Raw genomic sequence first — 15,911 nt, forward strand, 5'->3', positions numbered from 1 at the left:
AGATTGTCGCCTGGGCAGGCCCGAAGCGACAATTCTTGACCCCTCACGCGATCGGGAGACGCACCCACGCGTCGCCGCGGCGCTCGATCGCGCCGGCGGCGGCGAACGCCTCGAGCCAGCCGCGCATCGGCCAGACGCCCCAGCGGCGGTGGAACGCGGCGCCGTTGCGGAGGATGTCGTCCAGGTGCTGCCAGGGCGGCGAGGACACCGGATGCCACTGGTGATAGGCATCCGCCCCGCCCGTCCACACGAGCGGAACGCCGGCGGCCCGCGCGGTCCAGGCGAGGTCGGTGTCCTCCGCGCCGTAGCCCTCGTAGGCGTCGTGGAATCCGCCGAGGCGCTCCCACGTCGCCGGGGTGACGGCGAAGGACAGCGACCAGAACAGGTCGTATTCGTCCGGCTCGGCGACGCGCGTCTCGCCGGCGGGCAGCGCCGGCCGTGCCCGGTGCGGGCGCGTCACGTGCGGCAGGTCGACCACGGCGGGGCGCTGCACGCTCGCCAGGTACGTCACCGGCCCGGCGAGCAGCGCGTCCGGGTGGGCTGCGGCGGCGTCGGCGTACCGCGCGAACACCTCGGGTCCCGGCAGGCAGTCGACGTCGAGGAACACGAGCAGTTCCGCCCCCTCCGCGATCGCGGCCGCGGCTGCGGCGTTGCGCCCCGCGCCCACGCGGAGTCCGTGCGGCCCGGGCGGCACGTGCAGCGTGCGGGCGTCGGCATCCCGGATGCCATCGGGCACCGCCGCGTCGAGGAAGACCTCCACCCGCATCACGTCCGGCGCGACCTCGGCGAGCACCGCGCGCTGACGTTCCAGGTGCGCGCGGCGGGCGGCGGAGGCGACGGTGAGGACCGCGATCCTCACGGCAGCATCGCCTCGATGGATTCGGCGGCGCGTTCGGCGGCACCGGCCACCTGCCACCGCGACCAGTCGGGTTCGTCGTCGGCGGCGGCCTCGACGAGCGCGACGATGCCCGCCGCATCGACGCCCTCGGGCGCGACGCGCGCGAGACCCCACCGGTGCAGCGCGCACGCGGTGTGACGCTGCTCGTCGAAGGGACGGTCCTGCGCGACGACGACCGCGCGCGCTCCCGCCGCGGCGAGGTCGGCGACGCTGTTCTGTCCCGCCGCGCTGACGACGACGGTGTGCGAGATCACGAGTGGCCACGGGTCGTCGATGCGCGAGTCCGCGTCGTGCCCAACGGCGCGCGTGCGCCATCCGGCCGCGGCGAGAAGGCCCTCGGCATCCCGGCGCACGTCGTCGTCGAGGACCCGGCCGAGGAAGAGCACGGTGCGGCCGGCGTCCGGCGTGGTCGCTCCCCGCCCGTCGTAGCGCGAGATCCCGCCGGTCCACACGACGCGATCGGTGCGGGTCGCCAACGCTCCGGCCGGAACGGCGCCGTGCGCCCACGGCGCGAGGATGCGGTCGGCCAGGTCGTACGCGAGCGCGTGCGCCGCGTCGGTGCGCTCGCCCGGCTGTGTGACCGCGATCGTCCGGAGTCCGAGCAGCCGCGCGAAGGCCACGACCTCCGCGCTCACGTCGACGACCATCGCGCGAAGGTCCGCGGCGCCGGCGGCGATCCGCGCGAGGCGGGCGCGGTGGCCGGGATGGTCGTGCGGTGCCCAGTGCAGCGCGCCGCGGGCGGTCGGATCGGCGTGCCGCGGGTCGAACCGGCTGCCGTCCTCGTGCTCGACGGTGTCCGCGTCCTCCGGCAGGACGATCCACTCGACGGCGTCGCCGAGCCCCGCGGGGCGGGGGAGCGACGAGAACGCGCGCACGGGTCCGCGCAGGTGCGGGTGCACGGCGAGGAAACGGGCGACGTGCCCGAACCCGTGATGGTGGACGTACCAGCCGATCACCACGACACCGCCGGCATGCGGCGCTCGGCCGCCGGCTGCGCGGTGTGCGCGAGCACGCGCTCGACGTCGCGGTACCGGCGGCTCAGGGCATGCTCGCGCACGGCCGCGCGCCGCGTCCACACGCGCGTCAGCGGTTCGCGCTGCCCCTGGGCGGCGAGGTCTCGGGCCGCGTGGGCGAGGGCGGTGACGTCGCCGGCCATGACGGCGGCGGTCCCCGGCATCCCGGCGAGCACCTCCGACACCCCGCCGATGTCGAACGCGGCCACGGGCGTTCCGGTGATGAGCGCCTCGGCGATCACCAGGCCGAACGGCTCCTCCCACATCGGCGTCACGAGCGCGACGGCCGAGGCGCCGACGAGTCGGCAGAGATCGGGCTGGTGCAGCGCGCCGACGTAGCGGGCGCGCTCGCCGAGCCGCGGGGCGACCTCCTGCTGGAAGTAGTCGACGTCGCCGATGCGGCCGGCGACGACGATCTCGGCATCCACGACCCGGGCCGCCTCGATCGCGAGGTGCGGCGCCTTCTCGGGCACGATGCGTCCCAACCACACCCAGCGCGAGCCGCCGGGCCCGCGGGTCCAGCGGTCGGTGTCGATGCCGTTGGGGAAGACGAACGCGTCGACGCCCTCCACCGACCACGCGCGCGCGGTGGCCTGGCTGACCGCGACGAAGCGGTGCGCGCTCCCGCGGGCGTACGCGGCGGCCTCGAGCAGCGGTTCGAGCGGCGGCGTGTGCAGGGTCGTGACGACCGGGATGCCGGCATCCCGGCTCCACCGGATCGGAGCGGGGTGCAGGCTGTGGTTGTCGATGACGTCGAAGCGGTGCCGTTCGTCCCGGAGGCGTTCGAGGAGCGCCGCGTGTGCGGCGTCGGTCGCCGCGGCGTACCCCTCGGGGTACCCGGAGTCGGAGGCGTCCTCGACGCGCGACCATTCCGGCGCGGGCAGGGCGTAGGCCGAGTCCTCGAGGAAGTCCGAACCTTCCGCGGCACACAGCGTCACCTCGTGTCCGCGGTCGCGCAGCCACCGCACGCGGTCCCACACCGTCGCTTCCAGTCCACCGGCGTGCGGCTGGCGGAGGGGGTAGCGCGACGGCGCGACCACGAGCACGCGCATGCGGTTCAGCGCCCGGGTCATGCCGCGTGCTCCGCCCGGAGCGACCGGCGGTACAGCGCGACGTGGGCCGCTCGCACCCGCTCGCGCTCGTCGAGCCGTTCTTCGCGACGCCGGGCCACTTCGGCGGCCCGTGCGTCCGATCCCGGAACCGACCACGCGGGGGCCGTGGCATCCACGATCGCCCGTTCCAGCGACACGGGGTCGCCGAGGCCGAACAGGTGGAAGTCGCTCGGGTGCTGGGAGGCCACGTGGCCGACGCGCGTGCCGACGACCGGCACCGCGAGGTCGTAGCAGAGCTCGGCCCACCCGGAATGCGTGCCGTGCGAGTACGGCAGCACGCACGCGTCGAGATCGGCGAGCCACGACGCGAGCGCGTCGTCGTCGAGGCGGGCCGATCGCTCGAGCGTCACGCCGTCGGCGTTCCCGGCGAGGGCGTGGACGGATGCCGCGGCCTCGGCGTCGCGCACTCTCTCGTTGAGGCGCACGACGGCCTCGACGTCCACCCCGCGCGCCCGGAGGTCGGCGACGGCGCGGACGAGCGTCGCGGTGGTCCCGACGCCGTCGATGTTGGGGCGGAGATCGCGCAGGTGGACGCCGACGCGGGTGGCCGTGCGCGGGCGTCCGGTGGGAAGAGTCCCGCCGTCGACGAGCGTCGGGTGGGGGATCACGTCGGGGGAGCGGCCGTAGTCGCGTTCCACCTCCGCCGCGGTCGCGGCCGTGAGGGTCGTGAGGGCGTCGGCGCCCCCGATGAGAACGCCGAGGGCGGCGCGGTGCGCGAGCTGATCGGTCAGTTGCGGGTTCTCGAGGTCGTGCACCGTGTAGATGAGCGGGATGCCGCGGCGGCGGAGGGCATCCACCGTCGCCGTCAGCTCCTCCGCCGAGTACGACTCGCTGCCGAAGTGGACGTGGACCAGGTCGATCTCGTCGGCGTGCGCGTCGAGCCACGTCGGCAGCAGCACCTGCGGCGGCCACCACTGCCCGGGGGCGGCGCCGGGCGGCGGCGGGTCGGACCGGAGGTCGACGACGCGCTCGTCGGTCACGGCTCGGGTGTACGGGTGCCCGGCGGGCACGGCGGCGACCCGGATCCGGCGAGGGGCTGCGGCGTCGATCGGGGGTCCTCCTGGGCTACGGCGGTGGGGGCGTGTATCGCATCAGGAGAGCGGTCGCAAGGCAACGGGACCGTTGCGAAGGCGACGGCACCGACGGCGTACGTTCACATCATGCGCGGCAGTGAGAGCGGTTCCGAGAGCCTTGCGGACGAGGATGCGGCGGTGCTAGCGCGCCGTCGGCACTACGCGGAGTTCTTCGGCGACGCTCCCACCCCCGGCGGCTACGGCGTCGTGGTGGGCAACTGCCAGGCCGAGTCGATCCGGCTCGTCGTGTCGAACGACGCGCACCCCGGCGTGCGGATCCCGGCGGTGCACGAGATGGATGCCGCGGATGCCGAACGCCTGCACCGCCTGCTCGCGCGAGCGTCGTTCCTCATCGTGCAGCCCATCCGGGCCGACTACCGCGGCCTGCCGCTCGGCACGGCGCAGCTGCGCGCGGCGCTGCCTGCCCGCGCCCGCACGGTCGTGGTGCCCTCGCTCCGATTCGGGGGACTGCATCCGTTCCAGGCCGCGATCCGCGTGCCCGGTGTCGACGAGGACCCGCCGCTCGTGGCGTACCACGACGTCCGGCTGCTCGCTGAGGCCGCGGGGCTCCCGGTGGCCGCTGCCCTTCCGGCGGACGCGGTCCGGGCCGTGGCCGAGGACTCGGTCGCCGAGCTGCGCCGCCGCGAGGACCTGGGCGTCGACGTCGTGGCATCCGATCTGTACGTCCCCGTCGTCGCCGACCTCGCCCGCACCGTCAATCACCCGGGCAACGCCGTGTTCCTGCCGCTGGGCGAGCGCATCGTCGCTGCGCTCGGTACGCCCGGAACCGCGGTCGACCCCGGACGCCCGATCCTCGCCGGAGTGCACGCGCCGCTCGAACCGTGGGTCGTCGAGACCTGGAACCTGGATGCCGAGCCCCGACGCGACTGGATCGTCGGCGGAGAGGCGCTCGATGCCGCCACCGTCGCCGAGGCGCATCGCCGGTGGTACGCCGGGCACCCCGACTTCGTGAGTGCGGCGGTGGAACGGCTCGCGCCGCTCCTGCGCCGGTGGCGGGCGGCATGAGCGTGCGTCCCGTCCTGCTGACGCCCCCGGGACCGCACGGCGTCGCGGTCTACGCGCGGGCGATCGCCGAGGAGGTAAGGGCCCTCGCGCCCGCGGTGCGCGTCGTGACGCCCGACGACCTCGAGGGGCTCGCCGCCGGCACGCCCGTGCACGCCCACGTCACGGAACGTCTGTGGGGAGCCTCGCCCGAGGAAGCGACCGAGCGGTTCGAGGCCCTGGCACGGCGGCATCCGATCACCGTCACGTTGCACGACGTGCCTCAGGCCTCGGACGGGGAGCGCAACCGCCCCCGGCGCCGGGCGTTCTACGCCGCGGTGACCCGGGGCGCGCACGCCGTCGCCGTGAACAGCGCGCACGAGCGCGCCCTGCTCGCCGAGGAGGACGTGTGGCACGGACCCGTCGCGGTGCTGCCGCTCCCGGTGCCCGCGCTCGCCGCCGGCCCGCGCCCGGAGCCCGACGGCACCGTCGGGGTCCTGGGTTACTTCTACCCGGGCAAGGGCCACGACGAGGCGCTCGCCGCGGCCCTCGAGGCGGGTGTCGGGCGGCTCACGATCCTGGGCCGCGCGTCGGATGGGCACGCGGCCGACCTCGACGCGTTCGTCCGGCGGGCCGCCGACGCCGGAGTCGCCGTCGAGGTGACCGGCTGGCTCGACGACGACGCCATGGCCGAACGCGCCCGCGCGGTATCCATCCCCGTGATCGCGCACCAGCACATCTCGGCATCCGGCTCGCTCGCGTCGTGGATCGGCTGGGGACGGCGGCCGATCGCCGTCCGTAACCGGTACGTCGACGAGATGGCCGCGCTGCGACCCGGCACCCTGCGGTCCGTCGAGCCGTTGGCTCTGGCAGCCGAGGTGCGCGCGACGGCGGAGGATCCGGATGCCACCTGGCATGGCATCCATCCCGTCCCCGTCGGCCCCGCCGACGTCGCCCGCGCGTACCTGGAGTGGTGGGCGGGTCTGCCCGCCGCGCCCGTTCCCTCCGTCGAGTGTCCAAGACACGCCGATGCGCCCCACCCCGATACGGCGTGTCCTGGACACTCGACGCGCGACGACGCCGGGTGGGTCGTCGGGAACCGCTGGGACCTCGTCGCGGGACGCGAGCCCGAACCGCCGCGGGTGAGCGTGATCGTGACGCACTACGCGCAGCCCGAGGAACTCGCGCGCACCCTCGCGGCGCTCGCGCGGCAGGACCACCCGGCCGACCGCCTGGAGATCGTCGTCGCGGACGACGGGTCGCCCGAGGCGCCCGTCGTGCCGGAGGGCGTCACGCTCGTGCGCCAGGAGGATCGCGGATTCCGTGCCGCCGCCGCCCGCAACCTCGGCGTCGCGGCGAGCACGGGCGATGTCCTGTGCTTCCTGGATGCCGACACGACCCCGGAACCCGGATACGTCCGGGCGCTCACGCGCCTACCCGCGCTGCTGCCCGAGGCCGTGACCGTCGGGCGGCGTCGGCACGCCGACTTCGCGGGCCTCGGTCCCGCCGTTCCGGTCGCCGAGGAGGGGCCCCTGCGTGAGCTCACCGAACCCGCGTGGCTGCGGGAGGAGTACGCGCGCACTGGCAATCTGCTGCGCACCGACGACCGCGCGTACCGATTCGTGATCGGCGCGGTGATGGCCTGCTCCCGCGCGTTCTTCGACGAGGTCGGCGGCTTCGACGAGACGTTCCGCGCGTACGGCGGCGAGGACTGGGAATGGGCGCACCGCGCCTGGCAGGCCGGAGCCGTGCTCGCGCACGTCCCCGACGCCGTCGCCTGGCACGACGGTCCCGACTGGTCCGGCCGCGACCTCGACCGCGCCCGCGAGGGCAACCGGCAGACGCTGCGCCTCGCGGCCGACATCCCCGTCACCGGATCCGCCGGCCGCGGGCTCCTCCCCGCCACGCCCGACCTCGTCGTGCACCTCGCCGGCGAGCATCCCGAGGCCGCGGTGTTCGTGTGCGTGGATGCCGTGCTCGCGGCGTTCCCGCGCGCGACGGTGGTGCTCGATGCGCCCCCGTCCGCCGCGGCGCTCGCCGCCGACCCGCGCGTGCGGTCGGGGGCGGTCCCCGACGCCCGGGTGGTCTGGCGTCTCGACCGGCCGATCCTGATCGAGGACGCGGGGCTGCTGGCCGCGCGGCTCGCCGCCCTCGGGCAGGGCGAGGAGGGACGGGTGCGGGTCAGCACCGCCGATGGAACGCCCCTCGGGACCGCCGTCGCCGGCCGCGCCCGCCGTCGCGCCGAGCGATGGGGCGCCGAGGTCGGGTTCACGACCGGCGAGCTCGTGGCATCCGGTCTCCACGTCCTCCGCGACGAACCGCACCTGGAGGCGTGGGTGGGAGGCTGGGGCGGTCTCGACCGCTTCGTCTGACACGGGCTACCCCGCTGCAGAAACGCTCCGGCTCGGCGCAAACGCCCGGGCAGAGCGTTTCCGCCGAGCAGGAGCGTTTATGGCAACCCGACGGCGGCACCGCGGCACGACAGCGCCCTGGGAGAATCGAGGCATGACCGCCACGCTCGTCGCCCAGGGACTCGCCGGAGGCTACGGCCACCGCACGCTGTTCGAGGGTGTCGATCTCACCGTCGCGCCGGGGGACGTCATCGGCGTCGTCGGGGCCAACGGCGCGGGCAAGTCGACGCTCCTCCGGCTGCTGGCGGGCGTCGACGAACCGCTCGCGGGCACGATCGCGCTCGCCCCCGCCGACGCCTTCGTCGGCTGGCTGCCGCAGGAGCACGAGCGCATCGCCGGCGAGACCGTCGCGGAGTACATCGCGCGCCGCACCGGATGTGCCGAGGCGACGGGGGAGATGGATGCCACGGCCGCAGCGCTCGGCGACCCCACGGTCGCGGGAGCCGACGACGCCTACGCCACGGCCCTGGAGCGCTGGCTCGCCAGCGGAGCGGCCGACCTCGACGAGCGGATGCCGGTGGTGCTGGCCGACCTCGGTCTGGAGGTGGGGCCCGATGCGCTGATGACCGGGTTGTCCGGCGGGCAGGCGGCACGCGTCGGGCTCGCGGCGCTGCTGCTGTCGCGCTTCGATATCGCGCTGCTCGACGAGCCCACGAACGATCTCGACCTCGACGGCCTCGAGCGTCTCGAGACGTTCGTGAAAGGCCTCCGCGGCGGGGTCGTGCTCGTGAGCCACGACCGCGAGTTCCTCGCGCGATCGGTCACTCGCGTGCTCGAACTCGACCTCGCCCAGAACTCGCACCGCGTCTACGGCGGCGGGTACGACGCGTACCTCGAGGAGCGCGCGACGCTGCGCCGCCAGGCCCGCGAGAAGTACGAGGAGTTCGCCGAGACGAAGGCCGACCTCGTCGCGCGCGCGCGGACGCAGCGCGAGTGGTCGAGCCAGGGCGTCCGGAACGCGATGAAGAAGGCGCCCGACAACGACAAGATCCGCCGCAAGGCCTCGATGGAGTCGAGCGAGAAGCAGGCGCAGAAGGTGCGGCAGATGGAGAGCCGCATCGCGCGGCTCGACGAGGTCGAGGAGCCGCGCAAGGAGTGGAAGCTCGAGTTCACGATCGGCGCCGCCCCGCGGTCGAGTTCGGTCGTCTCCACGCTGTCCGGGGCCGTGTTCCGGCAGGGTGACTTCGCGCTCGGACCGGTCTCGCTCCAGGTCAACGCGGGCGAGCGCATCGGCATCACCGGGCCGAACGGTGCCGGGAAGACGACACTGCTCCGTGGCATCCTGGGCCGTCAGACGCCCGACGAGGGCTCGGCATCCCTCGGGTCCAGCGTCGCGATCGGTGAGATCGACCAGGCGCGGTCGCTGCTCGTGGGGGAGCGGCCGCTGGCCGAGACGTTCGAGGCGCTGGTGCCCGAGATGACCTCGGCCGACGTACGCACGCTGCTGGCGAAGTTCGGGCTGAAGGCCGACCACGTGACCCGTCCCGTCGACGGGCTGTCGCCGGGGGAGCGCACCCGCGCCGGACTCGCGCTGCTCCAGGCGCGCGGCGTCAACGTGCTCGTGCTCGACGAGCCGACGAACCACCTCGACCTGCCCGCGATCGAGCAGCTCGAGCAGGCCCTCGAGTCCTACACCGGCACGCTGCTGCTCGTCACGCACGACCGCCGGATGCTGGATGCCGTCCAGACCGACCGCCACTGGCGCGTCGAGGCCGGGCGGGTGACCGAGCGGTAGTGGTGCGCGAGCGCGGGACGGTCGTCTCGCGATAAACGCTCCGCCTCGCCGGAAACGCTGTGTCGCGGCGTTTCTGGCGAGCCGGAGCGTTTCTCCGCTGCCCGTCACCGCGAGGATGCAACTGCCCGGCGGGCGAAGAAGGCGGCGAAGCGCCGGGTCACTCGCATCCGCCGTCGCCCGGTGAAGGCCACGCCCTCGAGCGAGCGCAGCAGGCGGAGAACATCGCCGACAGACATCCGCAGTGTCCCGCTGCTCGTGCGGGCAGAGCCTGCCGCCCCGTGGATGTCGAGGTGCAGCGTCGTCAGGGGTCGCCAGGCGTCGCGGAGGGTCGGCGCCGCCTTGTGGCCGACGATCCGGAGCGGGGAGCCGTCGTCCGCGCGGCTGTCCAGCACGTACCGCATGGCGATGTCCTCGCCGTCGGGGAACAGTTCGAGCCGGCCCTCCACGCGCCGGCCGGTCGCGACCCCTTCGATGTCGAGTCGTCCCGTGATGGCGATCGGATGCCGCGAACTCGCGCGGAAGTGGTCCCAACTGGAGATCTCCGCCGTCAGGTGCAGTGTCGTCCGCGCGCGCCCGTCGATCTCGACGGTGCCGGAGAGTCGTTCGCGGAAGCGGAGTCCGTCGCCGGCATGGCGGTTGCGGAGTGCGGACATCGCGGCGAACGCCTCGTCCTCGGTGGCCGGGGTGGGGCGGACGTCGTCCCATTCGGGGGCGCGCCACTCCGGGGTTCCGGTGGTGCGGATGGCGTGTTCGATGCTGCGCTCGGCGAGGGCGAGGATGGTCGCGGAGGGGTTCGAGCCGGTGGCCGCGGGCACGGCGGTGCCGTCGGTGATGATGAGCCCGGGGTAGCCGTGCACGTTCCCGTAGCGGTCGATGACGCCGTCGCGGGCGGCGCCGCCGCGCGGTGCCCCGCCGAGCGGGTGCACGGTGACGGGGGTCCGCAGCACCGACCAGGTGGGGCTGGCGTAGGCCCGTCCGCCGAGGTGTCGCCGAACCACCCGGCCCACGCGGGCCTGGGCGCGGGTGAGCCGTCGGTTCGCTCTCGCGTCCCACGCCACTTCGGCCTCGTGGTCGCCGTCGAGGGTGAGCCGGCCCGTCGCGGAGTCGCGGCCCATGAGCAGGAGCGCGATCGTGTCGCGACGCCGCCTCCCCGCCCGATGAGTGACGCGCCGGGGCCCGGGCAGCGCGTCGCGGACGACGTTCGAGAGAAGCGCGGTGAGGGGTTCGGGGATGGCCCCGTCCTGCACCTGGAACCAGACCGGCGCACCGTCCTCTTCCACGTCCAGGACGGTGGTCGTCGTGATCGTGGGTCCGCGCTGTTCGTCGCGGTCCCGGCGGGGACGGTCGAGGAACGTGAGGGCGTCGCCGTTGCCGGAGAATCCCTCGCCCAGCCGCGGCGACAGTTCGGGGAGGGTGCCGTGGACGTCGCGCTGACGAAGCAGGAGTTCGGTGGTTCCCACCGCTCCGGCGGCCACGACGACCATGCGCGCCCGGCGCTGTCGGCTTCGCCCGCTCGCGTGGTCGATCCAGCTGACGAGATATCCGTCGTCGAGCGGTTCGATCCGATCGACCTCGGCGCCGGTGACGGCTCGAGCACCATGCTGTTCCGCGAGGGCGAGGTAGGTCAGATCCAGGGTGTTCTTGGCTCCGCGCGTGCACCCGATGACGCATTCGCCGCAGAACGAGCAGCCGCGCTGCGCGATCCCGTACCGGTTGGTGACCGTGGCATCCGGGTCATCGGTGAAGGTCACGGCGAGGTTGGGGCGGATGGTGCCTCCGGGGCGGCCGATCCGCGCGGCCAGACCCTCCAGCGCCGCCACGCGACCGGGCACCTCACCGGTGACGGGGTCGGCGGTGACGGGGGACACCGCGAGCATGTGGGCGGCGAGGTCGTAGTAGGGGTCGAGCGTCGCGCGATCCTCCGTCCAGCGAGAGTCGGCGAAGACTTCGCCGGCGGGTCGGGCGAACACGTTGGCGTAGACCAGGGATCCACCGCCCCAGCCCGCGGCCTGGACGCTGAGCATGCGGCCCATCCAGCGGATGTCGTAGATGCCGCGTCCGCTCTGCCACAGCCAGCCGTCGGACAGGTTCTCCGATCGGGGGAAGTCGGCGGCGGCGTACCGCCGTCCCCGCTCGAGCACGAGCACCGAGCGTCCCGCCTGCGCGAGCCGGGCGGCGGCGACCGCGCCGCCGAAGCCGCTGCCGATCACGATGGCATCCACGACGACCGCGTCGTCCGAGAGGTGCTGGGCCTCCGCGGTTCGCGGGGCGGGGGAGGCGGACTGGCACATGAGCTGTTCCTTCCGTGTGGTGTGGGGCGGGGTGGGCGGTGCCGGCGTGGGGCCTCGCCCACGCCGGCATCCGGTCAGTTCTTCCGGGCGAAGCCCGTGGCGATCGCCGCGACGACGGAGACGAGCGCGGACCCGATGAACAGCCAGGAGAAGCCGCCGGTGGTCGCCTCGGGTCCGGAGATTCCGGATGCCATCAGGTCTCCGGTCCGGAGTGCGGCGACCGTGCCGAGGATCGCAAGGCCGAGGGCGCCGCCGATCTGCTGGCTGGTGTTGACCAGGCCTCCCGCGAGGCCGGACTCGCCGCCCTCGACTCCGTCGACCGAGAGCTGCGTCGTCGTGACGAACGCGCCACCCATCCCGACGCCGATCACGATGCTCGGGCCCAGGATGTGCACGAGGAACTGCGCGTCCGACGGGGCGAAGGACAGCCAGACCAGGCCCGCGGCGAGGACGACGAGCGAGCCGATCAGTGTCGACTTCGTTCCGATCCACCCGATCACGGCCGGGACCAGACCCGCGACGATCACCAGGGCGCCGGCGAGCGGCAGCTGCGTGAGTCCGGTCGTGAGGGCGTCGTAGCCGAGCACGGACTGCATGTAGACCGAGAGGGCGAAGAACAGCGCGACCATCGCGGCGCCGATGAGGAGCATGACGATGTTGCCGACGGTCAGGTTGCGGTTGCGGAACACGTCGAGGGGGACGAGGGGCTCGGCGGTCCGGCGCTCGATGACGACGAAGGCGATTCCCAGGACGACCGCTCCGGCCGCCAGGGCGAGCGTGAGCGGGTGGATCAGGCCGACCCGCTCGATCGCGCTCAGTGCGCCGACGGCGCTGACGAGCGCAGCCGTGATCGTGGCGGCGCCGGGGAGGTCGAGCTTGCCGCGCGCGCCGGGAGCATCGCGGGTGATGAGCAACGGGATCGCGATGAGGACGATGGCGCCGATCGGGACGTTGACGAAGAACACCGACTGCCATCCGAGAGACGCGGTGAGCACTCCGCCGAGCAGGACGCCGGCCGCCGAGCCGATGCCGGCGACGCCGCCCCACACGCCGAGCGCCTTCGTGCGGTCCCGGGTCTCGGGGAAGAGGTGGGTCAGGAGCGCCAGGGCGGCGGGGGCGAGGAGCGCGGCCGACGCCCCCTGCAGTGCGCGGGCCGTGAGCAGCATCTCGCTGGTGAACGACAGGCCGGCGAGGGCCGAGGTGGCGACGAAGCCCGCGGTGCCGATCAGGAAGACGCGGCGGTGGCCGTATCGATCGGCGAGACGGCCGCCGAGGAGCAGCAGACCGCCGAAGGCGAGGACGTAGGCGGTGATGACCCACGCCAGGGCGGCGGTGTCCATGCCGAGCTGCGCGCCGAGGACGGGGAGCGCGATGTTGACGATCGAGGCGTCCAGCACGACGAGGAACTGGGCGAGGGCGAGGATGCTGAGCGCGAGCCAGCGGCGCCGGCTGCGGGTGGTCCCCGCGGGCGCGGAGATCGAGGCGGTGGAGGTGGACATGGTGAGGCTCCTTTCGAGGGGATGCGGGATGCGGGATGCGTCCGCGATCCGTGAGGTTTTCGTGGGGGCCGGGGCGGCAGCGGCCGCCCCGGCCGACGGGGTCAGTTCCAGAGAGCGAGCATCAGGACGATGGCGAGGGTGAGGGCGCTGAATGTGATCCACCAGGCCGTCTTCTCGCGGCTGCTGCCGGTTCGCGCGGGGGACGAGGTCTGAGTCATGGGTTTCTCCTTCGGGGTGTGCGTGAGGGGGTGGGAGCGCGTGTCAGTTCCACTGGCTGAACATCGCGACGACGATGAGCGCCAGGGGGGCCAGTGCGACCCAGCGCATCGTGATCTCGTTCTTCATTCGGTTTCCTTTCCATGGGGGAGTGAGTGCTCACTCACTCTTTTGGGCGTGCGTCGGCGAGGCCGGGCGCGTGGTGGGTGGGTCAGTCGGGGTGGCGGATGCCGTGGGAGAGGAGCTGTGCCCAGCTCGCCGGGGACTCCTCGATGCGGGCGGTGACGATGAGGTGGCACAGCTGGCCGTAGGCCATGAACCGCTGGACGTCATCGTCGGTGCCGGCGGAGCGTTCCTTCGCGAACTGCGTCACGCGCGCCAGTCCCGCGCGGAGGGCGTCTCCGATCTCGGGGATGTCGGCAACGGACTGCGCGTGCACCTGGAGCATGAGAAGAGTGCGGTCTCGGATGAGCGCGGCGTAGGCGCCGCCCATCGCGTCGAGGATCTCGGTCGGGTCGACCGAGTCGGCCGCGTCCGCACCTTCCTCGAGCGCCTGGACCACCGCATCGAAGCACGCCTCGAGGGCGGCGGCGAACAGCGCCTCCTTGCGGGGGAAGAGCTTGAAGACGTACGCGGGGGAGATGTTGGCCTCCCGGGCTACGTTGGCGACGGTCGTGCCGTGGTAGCCGCCGCGAGCGAACTCGCGCAGGGCGGCGGTCGCCACGGCGGGCCGACGAGTGTCCGCCGTGGAGAGGATCGAGCTTCGAGGTGTCATGAGAGTGACTGTACACTCACTCACGGTGACTGGTCAATCACTCACCAGAAAAATGTGCGAATCCGCTTCAGTCAGCGCCCCTGGCGCTTCTTGTACGGCTTGGGCTGGCCCTTGACGATCGGTGCGCGGCCCTTGCCCTTGGAGGCCTTCGCCTTCCCGCCCTGAGCCTTCGGTGCTGCGGTCGCCTGCGGCGGCGCGTCGGCGATCCGCGCGTGCGCTTCGTCGAGCAGCAGCACGCCGGCCGGAGTGAGGCGCGTCGGCGGCGTGCGCGACACGAGCGGCTGCCCGACCTCCTCCTCGAGCTTGTCGATCGTGGTGTACAGCGACGCGAGCGGGATGCCGAGCTTCTCGGCCGTGCGCGGGAAGTGCAGCTCCTCGGCGAGGGCGGCGAACCGGACGAGGTGCGCGAGCTTCATGGCATCCATTCTCCCGTGTCGGCTCGGTCGTGTCCGCCGGGACGGCAGCCCAGCGCCCACGATCCGGCCGAGCGCCGACGTCCGGGTCGCCCCGATCGTGGGCGTTCGACCCGATCGTGGGCGCTCGCGACCGTCACCCCGCCGCGAGGAACCGGTCCGCCGTACGGAGGGACAGCGCCATGATCGTCAGGGCGGGGTTCGCGGCCAGCGCCGAGGGGAAGACGCTGTTGTCGCAGATCCAGAGGTTCGGGATCTCGTGCGAGCGGCCGTCGCCGTCGACCACGCCGTCCGCGGGGTCGGTCGACATCCGGGCCGTGCCGATCGTGTGTGCCGACCGAGCGAGCACGAGAGTTTCGCGGGCGCCCGCCGCTTCCATCACCCGCAGCAGGAACGACGTGGCGTGCCGATCGAGAGCCTTCTCGTTCGGTCCGGCGGTGAAGGTCACCCGGGCACGGGGGATGCCGAACTCGTCGGTCTCGTCGGCGAGCTCGAGGCGGTTGTCGTCCGACGGCAGGCAGTCGCCGTTGATGCCGATGCCGGCCATGTGCTGCGCCTGGTCGAGACGCTGCATGAGCTCCCGCCCCCACAGCCCGCCGCCGCGGGTGAGGGTCGTGGCGAAGGTGAGCGGCATCACGCCGAGGCTCTGCACGAGGTAGCCGCCGGCGAACTCGGCGCCGGCGGGACGCATCATGTCCTCGGTGATGAGCGACGAGGGGTATCCGCGGTGCCCGCGCACGGGCTCGTCGAAGCGTCCCCACACCTGCGTCGCGCCGTGCGCGAGGAAGTTGCGGCCCACCTGCCCGGAACCGTTTGCGACGCCCGTGTGCAGCAGCAGACGCGGCGTCTCCACGCCCCCGGCCGCGAGCACGAGCGACCGGCACCGCTGGCGCACGTCCACGCCGTCCTGCCGGTAGACGACGGCCGCGACGTGCCCGCGCGCGTCGAGCTCGATGTCGTGGACCATCGCGCCGGTACGGATCTCGGCCCCGTGGGCCACCGCGACCGGGAGGTAGGTGTTGGCGGTGGTGGCCTTGGCATCCACCCGGCATCCCTGGTGGCAGGCGCCGCAATTGATGCACGCGCGGCGTTCGCCGCGATGATCCTGCAGGCGCGCACGCGTCAGCACCGCGGCCGGAGCGTCGGCGTACCGGATGCCGAGCGCCTCGCATCCGCGCGCGACGAGGGTCGCGGGCGCGTTGCGGGGAGAGGGAGCGTACGCGTACGAACGGTCGCGGTCCCACGGGTAGGGCGTCTGGCCGGAGACGCCGATGTCGCCCTCGACCCGTGCGACGTACGAGAGCAGTTCGGCGGGGTCGAGCGGCCAGTCGCGGGCCTCGCCCGTCTCGGTGCGCAGCCGCAGGTCGCGGGCGTCGGGGCGAGGGGTGACGCCGCCCAGTGCAGCGTGGATCCGCCGACCCCGCGACGCTGTTGTTTGGGGCCAAAGGGGTGGCATCGGTCCCGGCGCTCAGC

Annotated in this window: 12 protein-coding genes; 3 read left to right on the forward strand and 9 right to left on the reverse strand. The window is 73.5% G+C overall.

Annotation, left to right across the window (positions count from 1 at the left end):
- Positions 1–43: 43 nt before the first annotated feature.
- From I5G_RS01530 to I5G_RS20000, 4 genes are read right to left on the reverse strand one after another with little or no spacing between them, the layout of a single operon-like run.
- Positions 44–859, reverse strand: a complete 816-nt coding sequence (locus tag I5G_RS01530) for a glycosyltransferase family 2 protein (protein ID WP_022877477.1) — start codon at positions 857–859, stop codon at positions 44–46.
- Positions 856–1,857 carry a glycosyltransferase gene (locus tag I5G_RS01535; RefSeq protein ID WP_022877478.1) on the reverse strand — a complete coding sequence of 334 codons (1,002 nt, stop codon included), beginning with the start codon at positions 1,855–1,857 and terminating at the stop codon, positions 856–858. The genes I5G_RS01530 and I5G_RS01535 overlap by 4 nt, the downstream gene beginning before the upstream one ends.
- Positions 1,851–2,984 carry a glycosyltransferase gene (locus I5G_RS01540; protein ID WP_022877479.1) on the reverse strand — a complete coding sequence of 378 codons (1,134 nt, stop codon included), beginning with the start codon at positions 2,982–2,984 and terminating at the stop codon, positions 1,851–1,853. The genes I5G_RS01535 and I5G_RS01540 overlap by 7 nt, the downstream gene beginning before the upstream one ends.
- Entirely contained in the window at positions 2,981–4,033 is a 1,053-nt protein-coding gene (locus tag I5G_RS20000) for a glycosyltransferase (protein ID WP_022877480.1), read from the reverse strand. Before I5G_RS20000 ends, I5G_RS01540 begins: the two co-directional genes overlap by 4 nt.
- A 150-nt stretch (positions 4,034–4,183) precedes the next feature.
- On the opposite strand from I5G_RS20000, the gene I5G_RS01550 reads away from it, so the two are divergent.
- From I5G_RS01550 to I5G_RS01560, 3 genes are all read left to right on the forward strand, one after another.
- A complete protein-coding gene (locus tag I5G_RS01550) occupies positions 4,184–5,122 on the forward strand; it encodes a WcbI family polysaccharide biosynthesis putative acetyltransferase (protein WP_022877481.1) in 939 nt (312 codons plus the stop codon).
- Positions 5,119–7,470: a glycosyltransferase gene (locus tag I5G_RS20005; RefSeq protein ID WP_239642468.1), complete on the forward strand. Its 2,352-nt coding sequence runs from the start codon at positions 5,119–5,121 to the stop codon at positions 7,468–7,470. The genes I5G_RS01550 and I5G_RS20005 overlap by 4 nt, the downstream gene beginning before the upstream one ends.
- A gap of 133 nt (positions 7,471–7,603) precedes the next feature.
- Complete coding sequence (locus I5G_RS01560; protein ID WP_022877482.1) at positions 7,604–9,244, forward strand: ABC-F family ATP-binding cassette domain-containing protein; 1,641 nt, start codon at positions 7,604–7,606, stop codon at positions 9,242–9,244.
- Positions 9,245–9,348: 104 nt separating this feature from the next.
- Here the strand turns inward: I5G_RS01560 and I5G_RS20010 are convergent, their stop codons facing one another.
- The 5 genes from I5G_RS20010 to I5G_RS20015 all read right to left on the reverse strand — a co-directional run bounded on the left by I5G_RS20010 (position 9,349) and on the right by I5G_RS20015 (position 15,894).
- Positions 9,349–11,535 carry a GMC oxidoreductase gene (locus I5G_RS20010; protein ID WP_022877483.1) on the reverse strand — a complete coding sequence of 729 codons (2,187 nt, stop codon included), beginning with the start codon at positions 11,533–11,535 and terminating at the stop codon, positions 9,349–9,351.
- 74 nt (positions 11,536–11,609) lie between these two features.
- On the reverse strand, positions 11,610–13,034 hold the full coding sequence (locus I5G_RS01570) for a DHA2 family efflux MFS transporter permease subunit (RefSeq protein WP_022877484.1): 1,425 nt from the start codon (positions 13,032–13,034) through the stop codon (positions 11,610–11,612).
- Positions 13,035–13,461: 427 nt separating this feature from the next.
- Positions 13,462–14,025, reverse strand: coding sequence for a TetR/AcrR family transcriptional regulator (locus I5G_RS01585; protein WP_022877486.1), 564 nt, complete (start codon positions 14,023–14,025; stop codon positions 13,462–13,464).
- 71 nt (positions 14,026–14,096) lie between these two features.
- Positions 14,097–14,441 carry a LysR family transcriptional regulator gene (locus I5G_RS01590; RefSeq protein ID WP_022877487.1) on the reverse strand — a complete coding sequence of 115 codons (345 nt, stop codon included), beginning with the start codon at positions 14,439–14,441 and terminating at the stop codon, positions 14,097–14,099.
- A gap of 133 nt (positions 14,442–14,574) precedes the next feature.
- Complete coding sequence (locus I5G_RS20015) at positions 14,575–15,894, reverse strand: GMC oxidoreductase (protein WP_051038571.1); 1,320 nt, start codon at positions 15,892–15,894, stop codon at positions 14,575–14,577.
- Between the last annotated feature and the right edge of the window lie 17 nt (positions 15,895–15,911).

It is taken from the genome of Microbacterium sp. B19 (assembly GCF_000333395.1).
In the GTDB taxonomy this organism is placed as follows: Bacteria; Actinomycetota; Actinomycetes; order Actinomycetales; family Microbacteriaceae; genus Microbacterium.